Origin of the sequence: Devosia sp. ZB163, from assembly GCF_028613635.1 — a bacterium.
GTDB lineage: Bacteria > Pseudomonadota > Alphaproteobacteria > Rhizobiales > Devosiaceae > Devosia_A.
Window position 1 is genome coordinate 209819 of the sequence record NZ_JAQRMY010000003.1, and the last position, 17659, is coordinate 227477.

The window sequence follows — 17659 nt, forward strand, 5'->3', positions numbered from 1 at the left end:
CGCTGGTCGCGCCGGATCGGGGCCGCCGAGAACCATTCGACGATATTGGACTGAGGACCAGATGGCCAAGAAACCAGCCACCGCGCACGCCGACGAGATTCCCCCCGCCATGGATTATGCCCAGCACGAGGGGACCTACCGCGGCTTCATCGAGTTCGTGAAGTGGTCGATCGTGGCGATGGTGCTGACCGTGCTGTCGCTCTATGCGTTCATCGAAGGGCACGCGCCCATCATCGGCACGCTGCTGCTGCTGGCCATTCCGGTCCTGATCATCGGGGCCGTGGTCCTGAGGTCCCGCCGCACCTGACGGCTGGACCATTGCAGGCAGTGGTCGGCACGGCCGACTGACGGGGGCTTCGGAGACGTTCATGAAGATTGCAGTGTTGCGGGAACGCTCCGAGGGCGAAACCCGGGTCGCGGCGACGCCGGAAACCGTCGCCAAGCTGATCGGACTCGGCGCCGAAGTTGCGGTCGAGGCAGGGGCAGGGGAGTTCGCGCGCCTGCCTGACGCCGACTATGCGACCGCTGGCGCCTTGGTGGGCAATGCCGCGGCGACGATCAAGGGTGCCGACATCGTCCTTGCGGTACGTCGCCCGCTGGCCAGGGACATCGCCGGTGCTGCCGAAGGCGCGCTGGTGATCGGCACGATGGATCCCTACGGCAACGAAGGCGAGATCGCGAGCCTCGCCAAGGCCGGCGTTACCGCCGTCGCCATGGAGTTCATGCCGCGCATCACGCGTGCGCAGGTGATGGACGTGCTGTCGAGCCAGGCCAACCTCGCCGGCTACCAGGCCGTCATCGACGCGGCTGGCGCGTTCGATCGCGCCATGCCGATGATGATGACGGCGGCCGGCACGGTGCGTCCGGCGAAGGTGTTCGTCATGGGCGCCGGCGTCGCCGGCCTCCAGGCCATCGCCACCGCCAAGCGCCTCGGCGCGGTGGTCACCGCCACCGACGTGCGCGCCGCCGCTGCCGAGCAGGTGGCGTCACTGGGCGGCAAGTTCATCATGACCGACGCGCTCAAGGATGCGTCGGGCACCGGCGGCTATGCCCGCGAGCTCACCAAGGAAGAGCAGGCGGCGCAGGCCGAACTCGTCGCCGGCCATATCGCCAAGCAGGATATCGTCATCACCACGGCGCTGATCCCGGGCCGGCCGGCGCCCAAGCTCGTCAGCGCGGCCATGGTCGCCTCGATGGCGCCGGGCTCGGTGATCGTCGACCTCGCGGCCGAGCGCGGCGGCAATGTCGAGCTGACCCAGCCGGGCAGCGTGGTCACCACCGCCAATGGTGTTACCATCATCGGCTACCTCAACGTGCCGGGCCGCCTCGCCACGTCGGCGAGCCAACTCTATGCCCGCAACCTCTTCGCCTTCCTCGAGACGCTGATCGACAAGAAGGAAAAGAAGCTCGCGGTGAACTGGGACGACGAGCTGGTGAAGGCGACCGTCCTCACCCGTGGCGGCGCCGTCGTTCACCCCAACATCAAGGTCGAGGCGGCTGCTGCAGCCCCAGCCGCGGCAAAGAAGCCCGCTCCGGCCAAGGCCGAGACGGCTGCTGCGCCTGCCAAGGCGGCTCCCGCCAAGAAGCCGGCGGCCAAGAGGCCTGCCGCCAAGGCTGCTGCGGCCGACCAGCCCGCGGCTCCCGCCGCCAAGGCTCCGTCCAAGAAGGCCGCTACCGCCAAGGGGAAGAAGTAAATGGAACAGACCGCTGCACATGCGGACGCCATTGCGGACATGGCGAGCGCCGCCACGGGCGGTGCGATCGACCCGTTCGTCTTCCGCCTCTCGATCTTCGTGCTCGCGATCTTCGTCGGCTACTACGTCGTCTGGAGCGTGACGCCGGCCCTGCATACGCCGCTCATGTCGGTGACCAACGCCATCTCGTCGGTGATCGTGGTCGGCGCGCTGCTTGCCGTGGGCGTGCCGCTCGCGGCCGACAGCAACTGGGTGAGCAAGCTGTTCGGCTTCCTCGCGCTGGTCCTGGCCAGCGTCAACATCTTCGGCGGCTTCCTCGTCACCCAGCGCATGCTGGCGATGTACAAGAAGAAGGAAACCCCGACCAAGCCTGCGGCCGGGGGCCACTAAATGCTGTTCGACGCCAATATCGCGGCCGTTTTCTACCTCGTTTCCGGCGTGCTGTTCGTTCTGGCCCTGCGCGGACTTTCGAGTCCGGCAACGGCCCGCCAGGGCAACGTGTTCGGCATGGTCGGCATGGCCATCGCCATCGTCACGACGCTGCTCGTCGCCGGCATCCGTGACTGGGAGAGCTGGGCGCTCATCATCGGTGGCCTCGGGCTCGGCGGCGTCTTCGGCGCGGTCGTCGCGCGCAAGGTGAAGATGACCGACATGCCGCAGCTCGTCGCGGCGTTCCACTCGCTGGTCGGCCTTGCCGCCGTGCTGGTCGCCGCTGCTGCGCTCTATGCGCCCGAGGCATTCGGCATCGGCACGCCCGGGCACATCCACGTCCAGGCCATTGTCGAGATGAGCATCGGCGTCGCCATCGGCGCCTTCACCTTCACCGGTTCGGTGATCGCCTTCGCCAAGCTCAACGGCAACATGAGCGGCAAGCCGATCCTGCTCCCGGCGCGCCATCTCATCCACATTGCGCTGGGCGTGCTGCTCCTCGTCCTGATCTGGCTCTTTGCCGCCACTGTCGATCCGCTGTGGTTCTGGGCCATCACCATCGTGGCGCTGGTGCTGGGCGGCCTGATGATCATCCCGATCGGCGGCGCCGACATGCCGGTGGTCGTCTCCATGCTCAACTCCTATTCGGGCTGGGCGGCGGCAGGCATCGGCTTCACCGTGGGCAACACGGCGCTGATCATCACCGGTGCGCTGGTGGGCTCGTCGGGCGCCATCCTCAGCTACATCATGTGCAAGGCGATGAACCGCAGCTTCATCTCCGTGATCCTCGGCGGCTTCGGCGGCGACGCCGCTGCCGGTGGCTCGGGCGAAGAAGAGACGCGTCCGGTCAAGCAGGGCTCGTCCGACGACGCGGCCTTCATGATGAAGAACGCCGGCAAGGTCATTATCGTGCCGGGCTACGGCATGGCCGTGGCCCAGGCCCAGCACGCGCTGCGCGAGATGAGCGACCTGCTCAAGGCCGAGGGCGTGGAAGTGAAATACGCCATCCACCCCGTCGCCGGCCGTATGCCGGGCCACATGAACGTGCTGCTCGCCGAAGCGAACGTGCCCTATGACGAGGTGTTCGAACTCGAGGACATCAACTCCGAGTTCTCGCAGGCCGACGTCGCCTTCGTCATCGGCGCCAACGACGTGACCAACCCGGCGGCCAAGACCGACAAGACCTCGCCGATCTACGGCATGCCGGTCCTCAACGTCGAGGACGCAGGCACGGTGCTGTTCATCAAGCGCGGCATGGCGGCGGGTTATGCCGGCGTCCAGAACGAGCTGTTCTTCCGCGACAATACGATGATGCTGTTCGGCGACGCCAAGAAGGTCACCGAGGACATCGTCAAGGCGCTGGGGCACTGATCCGGGAGGGCAGGGATGCTGGAAGCGCTCCTGCCCTTCATCCTCACCAGCTTTGCCATGGAGCTGACGCCGGGCCCCAACATGGGGTACCTGACCGTGCTGAGCCTCGACCGGGGCCGCAAGGCGGGCCTCGCAGCCGCCGCGGGCGTAGCACTGGGGCTGCTGATCCTCGGCCTCGCCGCAGGCTTTGGCCTTGGCACCATCATCAGCGAGACGCGCTGGCTCTACGAGGCGCTCCGCTGGGGCGGGGTCGCCTATCTCGTCTGGCTCGCCTGGGATTGCTACCGGGAATCGCGCCGGCCGCTCGATGTCAGCGACACCGAGCGCAACCTCTCGGGCTATTTCGGCCGAGGCCTGCTGACCAACCTGCTCAACCCCAAGGCCGCGGTGTTCTACATCGCGGTGATGCCGAACTTCGTCGTCGTGGACCAGCCGACAGCGCCGCAGGCGCTCATCCTCACGCTGACCTATGTCGGAGTGTCGACGATCGTCCACCTGGGCATCGTCCTCCTCGCCAGCACGCTCCAGCCGCTCCTCGCATCGGACCGGACCAGGCGCGTCGCCGGCATCGTGTTCGCAGTGCTCCTCGTGTTCATCGCCATCTGGCTGGCGATAACGACGCATCGCGTGTGGTAGCCGTGTTCGCCGCATAGCGCGCCGCTCCGGCTTGTCCCGGTGATCCGCCCAGCGTCCCCTGGGGCAAAGGCCCTCCTCGCGAGGGGCTATGCCGATCCCACCCAACTGTGAAATGCTCCGGCCGTTGGCCCACCTTGGGGAATGGGGGCGGATATGACTGCAGCGAGCAGGATCAAGCGGCAGGCGGTTGTCGTCGTCCATGGTCAGGGCCAGCAGCGCCCGATGGGCACCATCCGCGATTTCGTCGAGGTGCTATGGACGGCCAATCCGGATGTGAAGCCGGATCCGCCTTATGGCCACGACACCTGGATCGTCCCGGACGAGAAGAGCGGGCTGCACGAGATGCAGCGCATCACTACGCCGCCGCACGGCGGGCGGCGCACCGACTTCTACGAGCTCTACTACGCCGACCTCCTGGCCGATACGCCCGTCCGCAACCTCTGGCGCTGGCTCGAGCGCCTGTTCTGGATCAGCCCGCTCGAGGTGCCCGCACGCATGCGCCGCCCGTGGCGGGCCTTCTGGTTCGCCAGCCTCTTCGCCATGCTGCTCGCCGCCTGGGTGGTCCTCGATGTCCCCCAGCTCCTCCACACCAACTGGATGCAGCCGTTCGAGGCAGGCAACCGGCTCGAAGTCGTGATCGGGGTGGCGATCATCGCCATTTCGCTGATGGTGCTGATCGTGCCGCAGATCTTCCCGTCCACCGTTCAGGCCAAGACCATCTCGCGCTGGGCCGTTGTCGGCGCCGTGTTCATCGGCCTCAGCCTCATCTCCTGGCACTCACCGGTTATCATCGCCGCGGCGGCGCTTGGGCTCATCGTCTATGTCGGGGTCACGACGCTGCTGCCGCTCTTCGGCGATGCGGCGAGCTACCTCAGCGCGCAGACCGAGACGGTGCGCAGCCGGCAGGCCATCCGCGAGCGCGGGCTGGCTCTGCTCAAGGCCCTGCACAACGACCCCGAGTGCGAACGCATCGTCATCGTCGCCCATTCGCTCGGCACCGTCGTCGCCTACGATCTGCTGCAACTGCTCTGGCACAGCGTGGGGCCGACCAAGAACAACTCACCGGACGCAAACGCCGCGAAGGCGCTGAAGGCCGTGCAGGACTTCGCCAAGGCCCCCAAGCCGGGCTGGGCCGATGGTGGCGTCGCCGTCTACCAGGACCGGCAGTGGAAGGCGTTCCTCGCGCTCAGCCGGCAGCCGCCGGTTACCCCCGAGGATGGCGGGCCGACCAGGCGCGGCTGGAAGGTCAGCGACTTCGTCTCGCTGGGTTCGCCCCTCGCCAACGCCTCGTTCCTCGTCACCGAGGGAAGCGCCGACTTCGCCAAGATGAAGACCGAGCGCGTGCTGCCCATCTCGCCACCCGAGCCGCGCGGCAAGGAGGAGGGCTTCCTCTACAAGGACGACGGACACTGGGTCACCCACCACGCCGCCGTCTTCAGCACCGTGCGCTGGACCAATATCTACGACGAGTTCGATCCCGTCTGGTTCTGGCTGGGCGATGTGATCGGCGGCGCCGTGTCCCCGGTCGGTCTCTTCGGTCCCGGCATCAAGGATGTGAAGGTCGATATCCTCGAGAACGGCCGCCGCACCTTCAGCCACAACCTCTACTGGGTCGACACCCGCGGGAAGGGCGAGACGCCGGTGGGCAGGGGGCGCTATGCGCCGCCGGTGCGCAGTGACGAGGCCGCCGACCAGATCGTCGAGCTGCGCGAGGCGGTCGGCATGGAGCGCGACTGAGCCCAACAAAAAAGGCCGCAGCATAAGCTGTGGCCTTCCGTGAGCATTATCGATTGTGGGTTCTTACGACCCGTTTGCCTGCACGCGGGTCAGTTGGTCCTTGATCTCCAGCTTCTTACGCTTGAGTGCCGCGATGTAGAGGTCATCGTGGCTGGGATGGCTCATCTCGTCCTCTATTCTTCGGTCGAGTTCGCGGTGACGCCGCTCCAACGACTCGATGTGGCCTTCAGTCGTCATGACAACTCCTTCCCACTGTCTCGGACGACTCAATCGTCACAAAAAATTCACGCGCTGTCGACGTGGCAAGGGTGCAACAGTTCGCGAGAGGTGGAAAAGCAGGTGCAAATATGGGCCTTATCGGATAGTTCTCAGGGCACCGGACACCTGCATTTGAGAGGGGCCACAGGTACCGTCGCGATGCTGCCGCTGACCAAGGAACAAGAAGCCGCGCTGGGCCTCGAACTGGCGGCCAAGCGCCAGGAGCACGCCGATCTCGACGCGGCGATCGCGACCCTGTCGACCTCCGGCTACAGCGACCAGATGCTGATCCAGCGGATGAAGAAGCGAAAGCTGTCGCTCAAGGATCGCATCGTCCAGCTCGAGAACATCCTGCTGCCCGACATCATCGCCTGAGCGCCCTGGCTTCGCGCCTCCGCGCGGCCCCTCCCCATTGGCGACCAGCCATGCTACAAACTGACCGACCGTTGGTCGGTGTGCCGTCAGCTTGCCCCTGGGAGGCCGAGATGCCGTTTCCTCGTATCGTGAAGGCTGCGCCGGTCCGGCGCGACGAAATCCTCGATGCCGCACAACGGCTGTTCGCCGGCAACGGGTACGATGCGACCTCGGTCAGCCAGATCATCGAAGCGGTGGGCGTCTCCAAGGGGGCCTTCTACCATCACTTCGAGTCCAAGGAGGACCTGATCGAGGCGCTGGCCTGCCGCTACGCGCGCGAATCCGCAGCCCTCGCCGACGAAGTGCTGGCCGACCCCACACTCGATGCCTTTTCCAAGCTCGTCGCCTTCCTCGGCACCATGCGCCGGCACAAGGCGGAGACGGCCGCGGAGCTTCGCGCCACGTTCGAGCCGATGTTCCGGCCCGAGAACCTGCAACTGTTCGAGCGGACGCAGCGGGCCGTGGCCGATGTGGTCCGCCCCATTCTTACGCGCATCATCGTCGAGGGCGTGGCGGAGCGGACGTTCGATACGCCCGATCCGGAGAACGCGGCCGAGACGATCATGCACCTGCTCACGGCTCACCGCGAACTCAGCGCGCAACTGCTGATGGCCCGCGACCGGCTGGCGTTCGAGCGGATCTCGCGGGTGCTGCTCGACAAGATGACCTATCTCGGCACGGTCATTGACCGTATCCTGGGCCTGCCCGAAGGCTCCATCGAGCTTGCGGACCGCTCGGTCCTCGATGCGCTGGCTTGTGGACTGGACGTGCCTTCGAGCGCCGCCTAGACCATCGGCGGCTTGCGCGCCGCCGGGCTCTTGCCTAAGGGTGGGCTTTGACGCGCGTGACACCCCGGGGGGACCAAAGTGCCGAGCTCGCCACCCGTCGCCATCATCATGGGCAGCCAGTCGGATTGGCCCAACCTGCGCCATGCCGCCGAAACGCTGGACGCGCTGAAGATCGACTATGAGACGCGCATCATTTCGGCGCACCGCACCCCCGACCGCATGTACAAGTTCGCCAAGGGCGCCAAGGCCGAGGGCTTCCAGGTGATCATCGCCTCGGCCGGCGGTGCCGCACACCTGCCCGGCATGGTCGCGGCGCTGACGCCGCTGCCGGTGCTGGGTGTTCCGGCCGAAACCAAGGCGCTGGGCGGCGAGGACAGCCTGCTTTCGATCGTCCAGATGCCGCCCGGCATTCCGGTCGGCACGCTCGCCATCGGCCGGGCCGGGGCGATCAATGCCGCGCTGCTCGCCGCCGCCATTCTTGCGCTCGCCGACCCCGAGGTCGCCGCGGCGCTCGACGATTTCCGTGCCGACCAGAGTGCTTCCATTCCCGAGTTTCCCTCCGACGATGTCTGACCACGAGCCGCTGCCACAGGGCAGCACCATCGGTATCCTGGGCGGAGGCCAGCTCGGCCGCATGCTGGCGCTTGCCGCCGCGCGGCTGGGGATGAAGACCCATATCTACTGCCCGGACGCGCACAGCCCCGCCTTCGACGTGACGCCGAACAAGACCGTCGCCGCCTATGACGACGAGGAGGCGCTCTCCGATTTCGCGGCACGGGTCGACGTCATCACCTACGAATTCGAGAACGTGCCGGCAAAGACCGCCGCGTTTCTGCAGGGTCTCAAGCCGTTGCGGCCGGGGGCCAATGCGCTGGCCGTGGCGCAGGACCGGCTGGCCGAGAAGGCCTTCCTCACCATCAACCGCATCCCCGTGGCGCCCTTTGCAGCCATCGCCGACCTCGACCGGCTCGAGGCCGAGCTAGAGGAGATCGGCACCCCCGCCGTGCTGAAGACCACCCGTCTCGGGTATGACGGCAAGGGCCAGCGCATCGTCAAGAACATGGAAGACGCGGCGCTCGCCTGGGAACTGCTCTCGCCCAAGCCGCTGGTGCTCGAAGGCTTCATCGCGTTCGAGCGCGAGATTTCGGTGGTCGTCGCGCGCAACGCCGCAGGCGAGGTCGCCGCGTTCGATCCGGCCGAGAACGTCCACCGCGACCATATCCTCAAGACCAGCACGGTGCCGGCGGAGATCAGCAAGAAGACGGCCAAACGCGCGATCGAGATCGCCGGCCAGATCGCCGAGGCGCTGGACTATGTCGGCGTGCTGGGCGTCGAGTTCTTCGTGTTGCCGGGGGGCAAGCTGCTCGTCAACGAGATTGCCCCGCGCGTGCACAATTCGGGGCACTGGACCGAGGCGGTGGCCATCACCGACCAGTTCGAGCAGCACATCCGCGCCGTGGTCAACTGGCCGCTGGGCGATCCAAGCCGGCTTGCCGACGTGGTGATGGAGAACCTGATCGGCGACGAGATCACCGCCATCCCCGGACGACTCGGCGAAGGCGCGCGGCCGCATGCCTACGGCAAGGCGGAGGCGCGCAAGGGGCGCAAGATGGGCCATATCAACCGGATCGCTCTCAAAAAGCGGGGAAAATGAGCGGTTTCGCGCACCCATAGGGTGTGGACAAGCCGCGGGGATTGGCCTATATAGCCGCCCACGAACTGACCGGCTCGCCGGTCGGCGCCCCTTTGGGACGCTCTCACCAGACAAACTGACGGATCATGAAGGGCGGTTACGCTTGCAAGTAGTTGTTCGCGATAACAATGTGGACCAGGCGCTGCGCGCGCTGAAGAAGAAGCTCCAGCGCGAAGGCGTCTTCCGCGAGATGAAGCTTCGCAACTACTACGAGAAGCCCTCCGAGAAGAAGGCTCGCCAGAAGGCTGAGGCCGTGCGCCGTGCGCGCAAGCTGGCCCGCAAGCGTGCCCAGCGCGAGGGCGGCCTGCCGTCCCCGGCCGCTGCTGCCCGGTCGGCCCGGCCGTAGGATTCAGGAACCATTTTGGGTTCCGTTCAGATTTAGTTCAGGAACGCCGCCTCAAAAGGGCGGCGTTTTTGTTATGTGCCGACGGCGGATCAGCGAGGGCTACTTGCCGCTGCCGGCATGGGATAGACTGCGGCCCGACTGGGTCGACTAAAACGCGTCAAACATTGGGGACTCCACAAGTGAAGAAACTGGTCGCAGCGGCTCTGGCCGCCACTATGCTCCTGTCCGCCGGCGCCGCCGAGGCTGCCACCAACGTCAAGGTGGGCGTGCTTTCGTGCAGCGTCGAAGCCGGCGTCGGCTTCATCATCGGCTCGTCCAAGGACATGACCTGCCGCTTCAAGCGCGACGGCTACAAGACCGAAGTCTATGACGGCAACATCAAGAAGCTCGGCATCGACATCGGCGTCACCGGCCGCACCGAGATCGTCTGGCTGGTGTTCTCCGCTTCGGACACCAAGTACGGCAAGGGCTCGCTGGCCGGCACCTATGTCGGCGGCTCGGCCGAAGCCACGATCGGCGTCGGCCTTGGCGGCAACTGGCTGATCGGCGGCTCGCGCAAGGGCTTCGCCCTGCAGCCCTGGTCGATCCAGGGCCAGACCGGCCTCAACTACTCGGTCGCCTTCTCGGGCCTGACTCTCTACTGAGCCGATCGCTCCACCAATTCGAACGCCGGTCCCTTGGGGCCGGCGTTTTTGTTTGGGCGCCCCCTCAGCCGGAACCGCTTGACCCGGAATATGCATCATCATACATATGCATGATGATGCAATCTCTCATGTTCCAGACATTGGCCGACCCCACGCGGTTACGCATCGTCGAGGCGCTGGCCGGCGGCGAGCAGGCGGTGGGTGACCTGGTTCGTGCCGTGGACATCGATCAGTCCGGGGTTTCGCGGCACCTGCGGATCCTCGGCGAAGCTGGCTTCGTCGCAATGAGGCCTGATGGGGCGCGGCGCCTCTATTCGCTCCGACCAGAGCCGTTCCGGGCGATCGACGATTGGGTTCGAAGCTATGGCAAGCTTTGGGAAAGCCGGCTCGATCGCTTCGACGCAGCCCTGGCGCGACGGCAGCGCGAGGAGCAGAAGTGATGGCGCATATCGGCGAGGTGGGCGCGGGAGCGATCAGGTTCGAGCGGGTCTACGACGCGTCGATCGAGGACGTCTGGGCGCTGTGGACCACGAAGGAAGGGCTCGAGGAGTGGTTCGCGCCCGAGGGTATGCGCTTCGAGGTGTCCGTTCTCGAACTGTGGGTCGGTGGTGCGTTCGGTCACGTGATGACGGCTGTTGGTACCGAGCAGGTCGCCTATTTGGCGAACCTCAACAGGCCGCTGTCGGCCTGGGTGAGCGGTCGGTTCATGGAGATCGTGCGCCACCAGCGACTTCGGATTCGCTTCGACATCGACTTCGTCCCTGGCGTCGAGTCGTATCCGTACGACATGCTGGTCGAGCTCCACGCAGAGGCCGGGCGAATTCGCATGGTCCTGACGGCCGATCGTCACCCGGACCCCGAAATGACACGCGGCGCAATCCTTGCGCTGACCACCCAGTTGCAGCGCTTCGACAGGGCCGTCGCGGCACGAGCAGCAAAGGAGCAACGACCCTGATGCGACCGCTTCTCTATTCCATCAACGTGACGCTCGATGGGTGCGTCCACCACAACGCCATCCCGGCAGGCGAGGCACTGCAGCAGGAGCAACTGCGCGCGACGCATCTGCATGCCACCGAGAGCATCGGCCGTGCCGACGCCCTGCTGTTTGGTCGCGTTACCTACGGCATGATGGAAGGGGCGTGGCGGCTGGAGACGCGGACCAGTACGCCGCCCGACTGGACGGAACCCTTCGCGCGGACCATCGACGCGATGAAGAAGTACGTCGTTTCAAGCACGCTCGACCGGGTCGACTGGAATGCGGAGCTCGTGAGCGGAAACCTGGGCGAGGCGGTACAGAAGCTCAAGCAGCAGCCGGGCAAGGCGCTGTTCACGGGCGGCGTGAAGCTCCCGATGGCGCTGGCGGAGCTGGGCCTGATCGATGAGTACGAATTCGTGGTCCAGCCCAGAATTGCCGGTCACGGGCCCACCTTGTTCGCCGGGCTCTCCAAGTACGTCGAGTTGAAGCTCATCGACCGCAAGGAACTCAGCTCAGGCGCCGTGGCGCTTCGCTACGAGCCGAGACGGTAGCGAGACCTTGCACCAGGCAGTGCCTCGTCGCCCTTCGGCCGAACGTCCGCTTGGGGCCAGAAGCGGTCATCTGCCAGCAGAGCTAGCCGCGGTTGACGATCCGTCAGCGGCGGCCAATAATCTCACCAGTATCTCCTAAATCTCGAATCGGAAGGATCATATCCCTGATCTAGGATCGCTGTTCTGACCTTCACGCTTACTTCCCTAAGAGTGGCGTACAGTCGGTTCAGCTCAGGCAGGCCCCCCATTTGTTCGGGACCGTATCGAACGATGAGATACTCCCGCAGATCGTGAATCCTAAGCAGATGCGCCTGCGTCTTGGTCCTGAGTATGAGACCCTTCTGCGTTACCATAGCAACCCGTTGCGCCAGATCATGCTGCATTCCACGCACCTCACTGGGGCTCACGTCGTGGAAGACGAGAAACGCATTGAGGTACATTTCGACGGCATGGATGGCGCAGAGTCGTGCTGGCGCAGACGATGAGCTGCTTGCGCGATCCGCCTGTGACAGCAAGACGTAGGCGGCAACGCAGTACTCGTCCGCTAATCCGATAAACTGCCCAACTGTGGCGTTGCTGCCGGGGTACGACATCTTCTGCGCGTTGGTCGCCACTGGCTGCTGCTCGTTAGCGGTGTCGGCCCCGGGAGACTTCATCTGCCTGCAATCACGCGCTGAACAAGTCTAAGACGGTTCATGTAGGAAGGGGCGAGGCAGCTACCGTTTCCTAGTCGTCTCATCGAGCGCCCGTGCCCCTACGGCTCACCATGCATGCATGGCTAGCGAAATTGGCGGATCCTGCAAGCGCCAACCCCGCGTTGCACCGGACTGGATGCCCAAAGCGTTAAGGGAAGCTTCCTGGGCCGAATGTCAGCTTCGGGCCAAAAGCGGTCACCGAAAAGGTCCGCATGCGCCAGAAGCGGACACCCCACGCCTTGCAACTCCTTTCCGACGCGGTCCTTTTGGCGCTAGCCTGCATAATGATGTAGGAGAGGTGACAGTGCACGAAGCTGAACTGAAGGCAGCACACGAGCATTCCTGGAAGCATAGGCAGGAAGTTGAGAGCAGCACGACTTGCGGCTGCTACTTTTGTCTCGCCACCTTTGCGCCTAGTGACATTACCGAGTGGATCGATGAGGGCTCGTGCGCAATGTGCCCACGCTGCGGGATCGACGCGGTGCTTGGCGACGCTTCAGGGCTTCCGGTGTCCGACGACGAATTTCTGCTTTTGATGCGCCGGGAGTTCTTCGGTCTCGATGACATAGCTATTCCCACGCCCTAACCTCGGGCTTCGGGCGTACTGGGGGCAACACCGGACCGGCGGCATTGCTGGGGGCAAGGGGATGCCAAGCCTACAGAACGGGTTTGGCCTCGGCCCGCCCGAAGAACGCCTTGGCGCGCTCCCAGATTCCGCGCGCCCACATGTCGCCATGGCCGGCGCCGGGTTCGATCCAGAGTTCGTCCTTGTTGGGCGCGAGCGCGTAGAGCCGTTCGCCGTGCTTCACTCCAATGGTGGTGTCTGCCGTGCCATGGGCGACCATGACCGGCTCGGCGACGTCGGCGATCCAGTCATCGACGTGGAACTGGTCGAGCATCAGCCAGTCCACCGGCAGGAAGCCATAGCGGTCGTGGGCGACCGACACGGCCGAGTCGAAGGGGGTTTCGAGCAGCAGGGCGTCCGCCTCGCGGTTCTTGGCCACCCAGGTCGAGGGGCCGGAGCCGAGCGAGCGGCCCCAGAGCACGATCGGGAAGCCCCTCGCCGCGGCCCAGTCATAGGCGGCAAGGCCGTCGTCGAGGATGTTCTGCTCGTTGATTTCGCCGGGCGAACCGGGGAAGCCGCGATAGTCGAAGGCGAGAAAGCCGTAGCCGTCGGCCACCATCGCCTCGTAGCGCTCGTGCTCGCGCGAAAAGCTCTGGGCGTTGCCGCGGAAGTAGAGGATCAGCGGCATTCCGGGCGCCGGGGCCTGGTACCAGCCGGCGAGCCTCGCGCCGCCCGTCGTCGGGATTTCCACCAGCTCGGCGTTGGCAAGCTTGGTCTCGGAGAGTTCGAACAGCCGCCCCGAGCGGTCGTACTGGAAGTCGCGCTGGAAGACGTACATGCCGCCCAGCGCGAGGCCGTAGGCGAGGGCGAACACGCCCACGAGCCCGATCGCTATTCGCCGGAACCACTTCATCGCTGCCTCCCCGACTCCTGTTGAGATGGCACGGCGAGTATGGCGAGGCAATGTCAGGCGTTAGCTGCCTTCAGCTTTTCGGGATCGAGCGCGAACTCGAAGGCGCGGGCGAACACTTCCTGTGGCTGGCAGCCCGAGACGGCGAACTTGCCGTCGAAGATGAAGAACGGCACGCCCTGGATACCCTGCCGGGCGGCATCGATGGCCAGTTCGTGGGTGATCGCCAGCTCACGCGGGTTGCGGACGGCGTCCAGCGCTTCCTCGCGCGTGAAGCCGTGCTGTGTCGCAATGTCGGCCAGCACCTCGTCGTCATTGATCAACTGATGATCCATGAAATAGGCCCAGGCGATGGCGTTGGTGAGCGCGTGCTGCGTGCCCTTGTCCCGCGCGAGCCGCGCCAGCGTGTGGCCCTTGCGGGTGGGGAAGGAGCGCGGCTGCTGGCTGAGATCGAGAGCGATGCCGGATGCCTTCGCCTCGTTCTCGACCCGCTCCCACATTTCCTTGGGGTCGCGTCCATACTTCTCGCGCAGCATGTCGGCGACGACGACGCCTTCCTCGGGCGTGTCGGGCGAGAGGTAGAACGGGTGGTTCTCGACGTCGACCTCGACGTCATCGGGCAGGGCGGCGATCGCCTGGTCGAGGCGTTCGGAGCCGACCAGGCACCAGGGGCACACGGTGTCGGTGAAGAGGTCGATCTTGATCTTGCGGGTCACGGGACATCCCTTGCTGCAGAAACCGAGACATGGCGGCTCGGCTCGCCGGACGCAAGAACGCACATGGAGGTGACTAACAGGCGGGCAGGGGCTCTACGGCTTGAAGTCGTTGATCTCGAACCAGTAGCCGTTGGGGTCCTCTACGAACACTGCGCGCATTCCGTCGGGCCGGACATTCACCTCGCCCACGTCGCCCTTCATGTTGGAGAAGGGGACGCCCAGGCCGCGCAGGTGGTCGAGCACGGCGTCGAGATCGGGCGCCGAGAGCGCGAAGTGGGTGCGCTTCTCGACATGGGTACGGCTGATATCGCCCGCCTGGACATGGAAGCGCTGGCCGTTTCCGAACTCGAACCAGCGGATCTCGGTGCCGCCCATCGGGTTGGCCACGGCCCGAACCTGCAGCACCTCGGTCAGGAACTTCGTCGTCTCGTCGAGGTCGCGGACGAGGAGGGCGATGTGGTCGAGGCGATAGTCGATGCTCATGGATCGCGACCTCAGGCAGTGGCACTGGCGAAGAAGACGTCGATCACGCCATCATAGATGAGCTTGAGCGACAGCAGGAACACCAGCCAGTAGGTCAGCTGGTAGAAGCGCTTCACCGAGATGCGGCGCACGGCCCAGACGCCGACGAAGACGCCAACGATCGCCACCGGCGCGAGGAAGGCGCCGTAGGTCAGGTTGGTGACGTTGAGCTGTCCGAGGAAGAAGTAGGGGATGAGCTTGGCCGAGTTGACGATGGCAAAGAAGAAGGCGGTCGTGCCCGAGTAGATCACCGGGTTCAGCCGCTGCGGCAGCACGTAGATCTGGAACGGCGGGCCGCCCGTGTGGCTGATGAAGCTGGTGAAGCCGGCAAAGCCGCCCCAGAAGGCGCCCCAGGGCTTCGAAGGCGGCAGACCCTCGAGTTTCTTGCGCAGCGGCAGCAGCGCATCGAGGATGAACAGCAGGGTGATGACGCCGACGAAGAGCAGCACCATGGCGTCGCTCACCACGGTCCACAGCGCCCAGCCGATCAGCGTACCGACGGCGGCGCCGGGCAGCATGATCTTCAGGATGTGCCAGTCCGCATCCTTGCGGTAGGTCCAGATGGCGATCGCATCCATCACCAGCAGCAGCGGCAGCAGCATGCCGGCCGCATCGCGCGGCGACATGACCAGCGAGAGCATGGGGACGGCGACCATCCCGAGACTACCGAGCAGGCCGGACTTGCTCAGGGCAACAATGAAGACGGCGAGGACCGCGACGGTCCAGAAGGCAAGATCGGGCATTTGGGCTGAAGCAACGGGGGCTGGAGGCGGGCCCCTACTCGGATGCCCGCGACGACTTGTTGTCAACCTCCGGTGGCGCTTCGTCCCCCGCTTGGGCGGTGCTGTCGCGATCGGCCTTCATCACGGCATCGAGCATCTCGGTGGAGCGGCGCACGAAACCGATATAGGCGGCCTGGTCGTGCCTGACCGCGTAGCTCTCCTCGAGCATCCTCGTGTCGTGCCGCTCGAAGGCCTCGGCGACACGCCGGGCGCGGTCCTCATCGTGGCCGAGGGCGACCAGCGCCTGCTCGCCCAGGCTGATGGCGGCGCGGAAGGTCTCGCGCTCGATGACATGGACCCCGAGCGCCATGAGGTCATGGGCATGCGAGCGGTCCACTGCACGGGCCGCCACGATCACATGGGGGAAGTTGCGTCGCACCTGCTCGGCAATGCCGAGGATGCGGTCGCCGCCGGCGACCGTGATGATCACCATCCGGGCCCGGTCGGCTCCGGCGGCGCGCAGGATCTCGACCCGCCCCCCATCGCCGTAGAAGACCTTGACGCCGAAGCGCTTCACCAGCTCGATCTGCGCCGGATCGTCGTCGATCAGGGTCATCTCGAAGCCCTGGGCGCGCAGCAGCCGCGTCACGATCTGGCCGAAGCGGCCGTAGCCGAGGACGATGACCTTGTCGTGCGGATCGACGACGTCGGGGCCGGGCGGCAGGTCGTCCTCATCCGTGTTGCCGGCGTTCAGCCGCGGGGCCCACAGGCGATCGTAGAGGAAGAGCAGCAGCGGCGTCGTGGCCATGGAGAGCGCCACCACGACGGTGAGCAGCTCGACTTCCGGCCCGCTCAGGTTGCCGGCGGTGCGGGCGAACTGCAGCACGACGAAGGCGAACTCGCCCGACTGGCTCAGCAGCACGCCGAGCAGGAGGCGCTCGGCCATATGCATGCGGAAGAACGTCGCGAGCACGAACAGCACCAGCATCTTGACGGCGATCAGCGCCACCACCAGCGCCAGCACCAGCAGTGGGTTCTGCACCACCACGTTGAAGGCGATGGACATGCCCACCGTGATGAAGAAGAGCCCCAGCAACAAGCCCTTGAACGGCTCGAGATTGCTCTCCAGTTCGTGCCGGTACTCGCTGTCGGCCAGCAGCACGCCGCCGAGGAAGGCGCCGAGCGCCGGTGAGAGGCCGAAGCTCTCGGTGACGAGCGCGGCGCCGATCACCAGCAGCAGGGCGAAGGCGGTGAAGGCCTCGGGCACGCGCGTTCGGGCCAGCCAGCTCATCAGCGGGCGGATGACGAAGCGCGAGCCGAACAGCGCCGCGATGAAGGCGCCGACGACGACGAGCGCCAGCCACCAGTCCGTGGGATTGTCCACCGCATCCAGCACGCCCTCGCCAATCGCCTCGACGGGAGCTCCCCCCATGCTGGCGAGCAGCGGGACCAGAGCGAGAACGGGGATCACGGCAACGTCCTGCACCAGCAGGATCGCCAGCGACGCCCGACCGGTATCGGTGCGCGTGATGTTGCGCTGGTCGACGGACTGCATGGCGATGGCGGTCGAGCTCATGGCCAGCGCGAGGCCGATGACCACCGCATCGGCCCAGGCGAAGCCGACGATGCGGACCAGGACGGCGATGATTGCGCTGGTCGCCAGCATCTGCGTCAGCCCGAGGCCCAGCACCTTGTGGCGCATGCGCCAGAGGTCGGTGCCATCGACCTCGAGGCCGATGAGGAACAGCATCATGACGATGCCGAACTCGGCGATCTGGTGGACGATCTCGGTATCGGAGACGAGGGCAAGGCCAAACGGCCCGATCAGCACGCCAGCGGCGAGGTAACCGAGGATGGTGCCGAGCCCGGCCCATTTGAACAGCGGAACGAGGAGGACCGTCGCTGCAAGCAGGACGAACATGGCCAGCAGCAGACTGACTTCCATCGTTTTGTGGCGCGCCGGGCGCGCCGCTCCCTCAGCTGTTGCTCAAC

22 protein-coding genes and 1 pseudogene are annotated in these 17659 nt (G+C 65.7%); 16 read left to right on the forward strand and 7 right to left on the reverse strand.

The features are described from left to right. Positions 1-61 precede the first annotated feature (61 nt). The 6 genes and pseudogenes from PRN20_RS14955 (at position 62) to PRN20_RS14980 (ending at position 5867) form a co-directional block, all read left to right on the forward strand. Positions 62-307 (forward strand): aa3-type cytochrome c oxidase subunit IV, encoded by a 246-nt coding sequence (locus PRN20_RS14955; protein WP_273958326.1) that lies wholly within the window; start codon positions 62-64, stop codon positions 305-307. 61 nt (positions 308-368) lie between these two features. Then, the gene (locus PRN20_RS14960; RefSeq protein ID WP_273958328.1) at positions 369-1694 is read left to right on the forward strand and encodes a Re/Si-specific NAD(P)(+) transhydrogenase subunit alpha; all 1326 of its coding nucleotides are present in this window, start codon (positions 369-371) and stop codon (positions 1692-1694) included. A 24-nt stretch (positions 1695-1718) separates the two neighbouring features. Continuing rightward, positions 1719-2084: pseudogene (locus tag PRN20_RS14965) on the forward strand (NAD(P) transhydrogenase subunit alpha); the annotation flags it as partial. Then, positions 2085-3494: an NAD(P)(+) transhydrogenase (Re/Si-specific) subunit beta gene (locus PRN20_RS14970; RefSeq protein WP_273958329.1), complete on the forward strand. Its 1410-nt coding sequence runs from the start codon at positions 2085-2087 to the stop codon at positions 3492-3494. Between the two features lie 15 nt (positions 3495-3509). After that, positions 3510-4130: a LysE family translocator gene (locus tag PRN20_RS14975; protein ID WP_273958330.1), complete on the forward strand. Its 621-nt coding sequence runs from the start codon at positions 3510-3512 to the stop codon at positions 4128-4130. A gap of 153 nt (positions 4131-4283) precedes the next feature. Then, complete coding sequence (locus PRN20_RS14980) at positions 4284-5867, forward strand: hypothetical protein (protein ID WP_273958331.1); 1584 nt, start codon at positions 4284-4286, stop codon at positions 5865-5867. Positions 5868-5930: 63 nt separating this feature from the next. Here the strand turns inward: PRN20_RS14980 and PRN20_RS14985 are convergent, their stop codons facing one another. Next, a complete protein-coding gene (locus PRN20_RS14985) occupies positions 5931-6104 on the reverse strand; it encodes a YdcH family protein (protein WP_273958333.1) in 174 nt (57 codons plus the stop codon). 180 nt (positions 6105-6284) lie between these two features. On the opposite strand from PRN20_RS14985, the gene PRN20_RS14990 reads away from it, so the two are divergent. The 9 genes from PRN20_RS14990 (at position 6285) to PRN20_RS15030 (ending at position 11537) form a co-directional block, all read left to right on the forward strand. Continuing rightward, entirely contained in the window at positions 6285-6500 is a 216-nt protein-coding gene (locus PRN20_RS14990) for a YdcH family protein (protein ID WP_273959031.1), read from the forward strand. Positions 6501-6610: 110 nt separating this feature from the next. Then, positions 6611-7327, forward strand: coding sequence for a TetR/AcrR family transcriptional regulator (locus PRN20_RS14995; RefSeq protein ID WP_273958334.1), 717 nt, complete (start codon positions 6611-6613; stop codon positions 7325-7327). Positions 7328-7405: 78 nt separating this feature from the next. Further along, a complete protein-coding gene (gene purE, locus PRN20_RS15000) occupies positions 7406-7900 on the forward strand; it encodes a 5-(carboxyamino)imidazole ribonucleotide mutase (protein ID WP_273958335.1) in 495 nt (164 codons plus the stop codon). Beyond that, entirely contained in the window at positions 7893-8981 is a 1089-nt protein-coding gene (locus tag PRN20_RS15005) for a 5-(carboxyamino)imidazole ribonucleotide synthase (protein WP_273958336.1), read from the forward strand. The genes purE and PRN20_RS15005 overlap by 8 nt, the downstream gene beginning before the upstream one ends. Before the next feature lie 142 nt (positions 8982-9123). Further along, entirely contained in the window at positions 9124-9366 is a 243-nt protein-coding gene (gene rpsU / locus PRN20_RS15010; RefSeq protein WP_273958338.1) for a 30S ribosomal protein S21, read from the forward strand. Positions 9367-9545: 179 nt separating this feature from the next. Then, positions 9546-10010, forward strand: a complete 465-nt coding sequence (locus PRN20_RS15015; protein WP_273958339.1) for a DUF992 domain-containing protein — start codon at positions 9546-9548, stop codon at positions 10008-10010. A 128-nt stretch (positions 10011-10138) separates the two neighbouring features. Continuing rightward, complete coding sequence (locus tag PRN20_RS15020; RefSeq protein WP_273958340.1) at positions 10139-10450, forward strand: ArsR/SmtB family transcription factor; 312 nt, start codon at positions 10139-10141, stop codon at positions 10448-10450. Beyond that, complete coding sequence (locus PRN20_RS15025; protein WP_273958341.1) at positions 10450-10965, forward strand: SRPBCC family protein; 516 nt, start codon at positions 10450-10452, stop codon at positions 10963-10965. Before PRN20_RS15020 ends, PRN20_RS15025 begins: the two co-directional genes overlap by 1 nt. Continuing rightward, positions 10965-11537, forward strand: a complete 573-nt coding sequence (locus PRN20_RS15030) for a dihydrofolate reductase family protein (RefSeq protein ID WP_273958343.1) — start codon at positions 10965-10967, stop codon at positions 11535-11537. Before PRN20_RS15025 ends, PRN20_RS15030 begins: the two co-directional genes overlap by 1 nt. A gap of 122 nt (positions 11538-11659) precedes the next feature. On the opposite strand, the gene PRN20_RS15035 is transcribed toward PRN20_RS15030, so the two are convergent. Beyond that, positions 11660-12151, reverse strand: coding sequence for a hypothetical protein (locus tag PRN20_RS15035; protein ID WP_273958344.1), 492 nt, complete (start codon positions 12149-12151; stop codon positions 11660-11662). Between the two features lie 385 nt (positions 12152-12536). Between PRN20_RS15035 and PRN20_RS15040 the strand changes: the two genes are divergently transcribed. After that, positions 12537-12818, forward strand: coding sequence for a cytoplasmic protein (locus tag PRN20_RS15040; protein ID WP_273958345.1), 282 nt, complete (start codon positions 12537-12539; stop codon positions 12816-12818). A gap of 70 nt (positions 12819-12888) precedes the next feature. On the opposite strand, the gene PRN20_RS15045 is transcribed toward PRN20_RS15040, so the two are convergent. The 5 genes from PRN20_RS15045 to PRN20_RS15065 all read right to left on the reverse strand — a co-directional run bounded on the left by PRN20_RS15045 (position 12889) and on the right by PRN20_RS15065 (position 17612). Then, positions 12889-13710: an alpha/beta hydrolase gene (locus PRN20_RS15045; RefSeq protein ID WP_273958346.1), complete on the reverse strand. Its 822-nt coding sequence runs from the start codon at positions 13708-13710 to the stop codon at positions 12889-12891. 53 nt (positions 13711-13763) lie between these two features. Next, entirely contained in the window at positions 13764-14423 is a 660-nt protein-coding gene (locus PRN20_RS15050; protein ID WP_273958347.1) for a DsbA family oxidoreductase, read from the reverse strand. A 93-nt stretch (positions 14424-14516) separates the two neighbouring features. After that, positions 14517-14906 (reverse strand): VOC family protein, encoded by a 390-nt coding sequence (locus PRN20_RS15055; protein ID WP_273958349.1) that lies wholly within the window; start codon positions 14904-14906, stop codon positions 14517-14519. 11 nt (positions 14907-14917) lie between these two features. After that, a complete protein-coding gene (locus tag PRN20_RS15060; protein ID WP_273958351.1) occupies positions 14918-15688 on the reverse strand; it encodes a sulfite exporter TauE/SafE family protein in 771 nt (256 codons plus the stop codon). Positions 15689-15722: 34 nt separating this feature from the next. Next, positions 15723-17612: a monovalent cation:proton antiporter-2 (CPA2) family protein gene (locus PRN20_RS15065; RefSeq protein WP_273958353.1), complete on the reverse strand. Its 1890-nt coding sequence runs from the start codon at positions 17610-17612 to the stop codon at positions 15723-15725. Between the last annotated feature and the right edge of the window lie 47 nt (positions 17613-17659).

Bases quoted from the DNA above. Each gene is read 5' to 3' on its own strand.
- PRN20_RS14955 (WP_273958326.1), top strand. From the start codon at position 62: ATGGCCAAGAAACCAGCCACCGCGCACGCCGACGAGATTCCCCCCGCC.
- PRN20_RS14960 (WP_273958328.1), top strand. From the start codon at position 369: ATGAAGATTGCAGTGTTGCGGGAACGCTCCGAGGGCGAAACCCGGGTC.
- PRN20_RS14970 (WP_273958329.1), top strand. From the start codon at position 2,085: ATGCTGTTCGACGCCAATATCGCGGCCGTTTTCTACCTCGTTTCCGGC.
- PRN20_RS14975 (WP_273958330.1), top strand. From the start codon at position 3,510: ATGCTGGAAGCGCTCCTGCCCTTCATCCTCACCAGCTTTGCCATGGAG.
- PRN20_RS14980 (WP_273958331.1), top strand. From the start codon at position 4,284: ATGACTGCAGCGAGCAGGATCAAGCGGCAGGCGGTTGTCGTCGTCCAT.
- PRN20_RS14985 (WP_273958333.1), bottom strand. From the start codon at position 6,104: ATGACGACTGAAGGCCACATCGAGTCGTTGGAGCGGCGTCACCGCGAA.
- PRN20_RS14990 (WP_273959031.1), top strand. From the start codon at position 6,285: ATGCTGCCGCTGACCAAGGAACAAGAAGCCGCGCTGGGCCTCGAACTG.
- PRN20_RS14995 (WP_273958334.1), top strand. From the start codon at position 6,611: ATGCCGTTTCCTCGTATCGTGAAGGCTGCGCCGGTCCGGCGCGACGAA.
- PRN20_RS15005 (WP_273958336.1), top strand. From the start codon at position 7,893: ATGTCTGACCACGAGCCGCTGCCACAGGGCAGCACCATCGGTATCCTG.
- PRN20_RS15020 (WP_273958340.1), top strand. From the start codon at position 10,139: ATGTTCCAGACATTGGCCGACCCCACGCGGTTACGCATCGTCGAGGCG.
- PRN20_RS15025 (WP_273958341.1), top strand. From the start codon at position 10,450: ATGGCGCATATCGGCGAGGTGGGCGCGGGAGCGATCAGGTTCGAGCGG.
- PRN20_RS15030 (WP_273958343.1), top strand. From the start codon at position 10,965: ATGCGACCGCTTCTCTATTCCATCAACGTGACGCTCGATGGGTGCGTC.
- PRN20_RS15045 (WP_273958346.1), bottom strand. From the start codon at position 13,710: ATGAAGTGGTTCCGGCGAATAGCGATCGGGCTCGTGGGCGTGTTCGCC.
- PRN20_RS15055 (WP_273958349.1), bottom strand. From the start codon at position 14,906: ATGAGCATCGACTATCGCCTCGACCACATCGCCCTCCTCGTCCGCGAC.
- PRN20_RS15060 (WP_273958351.1), bottom strand. From the start codon at position 15,688: ATGCCCGATCTTGCCTTCTGGACCGTCGCGGTCCTCGCCGTCTTCATT.
- PRN20_RS15065 (WP_273958353.1), bottom strand. From the start codon at position 17,612: ATGGAAGTCAGTCTGCTGCTGGCCATGTTCGTCCTGCTTGCAGCGACG.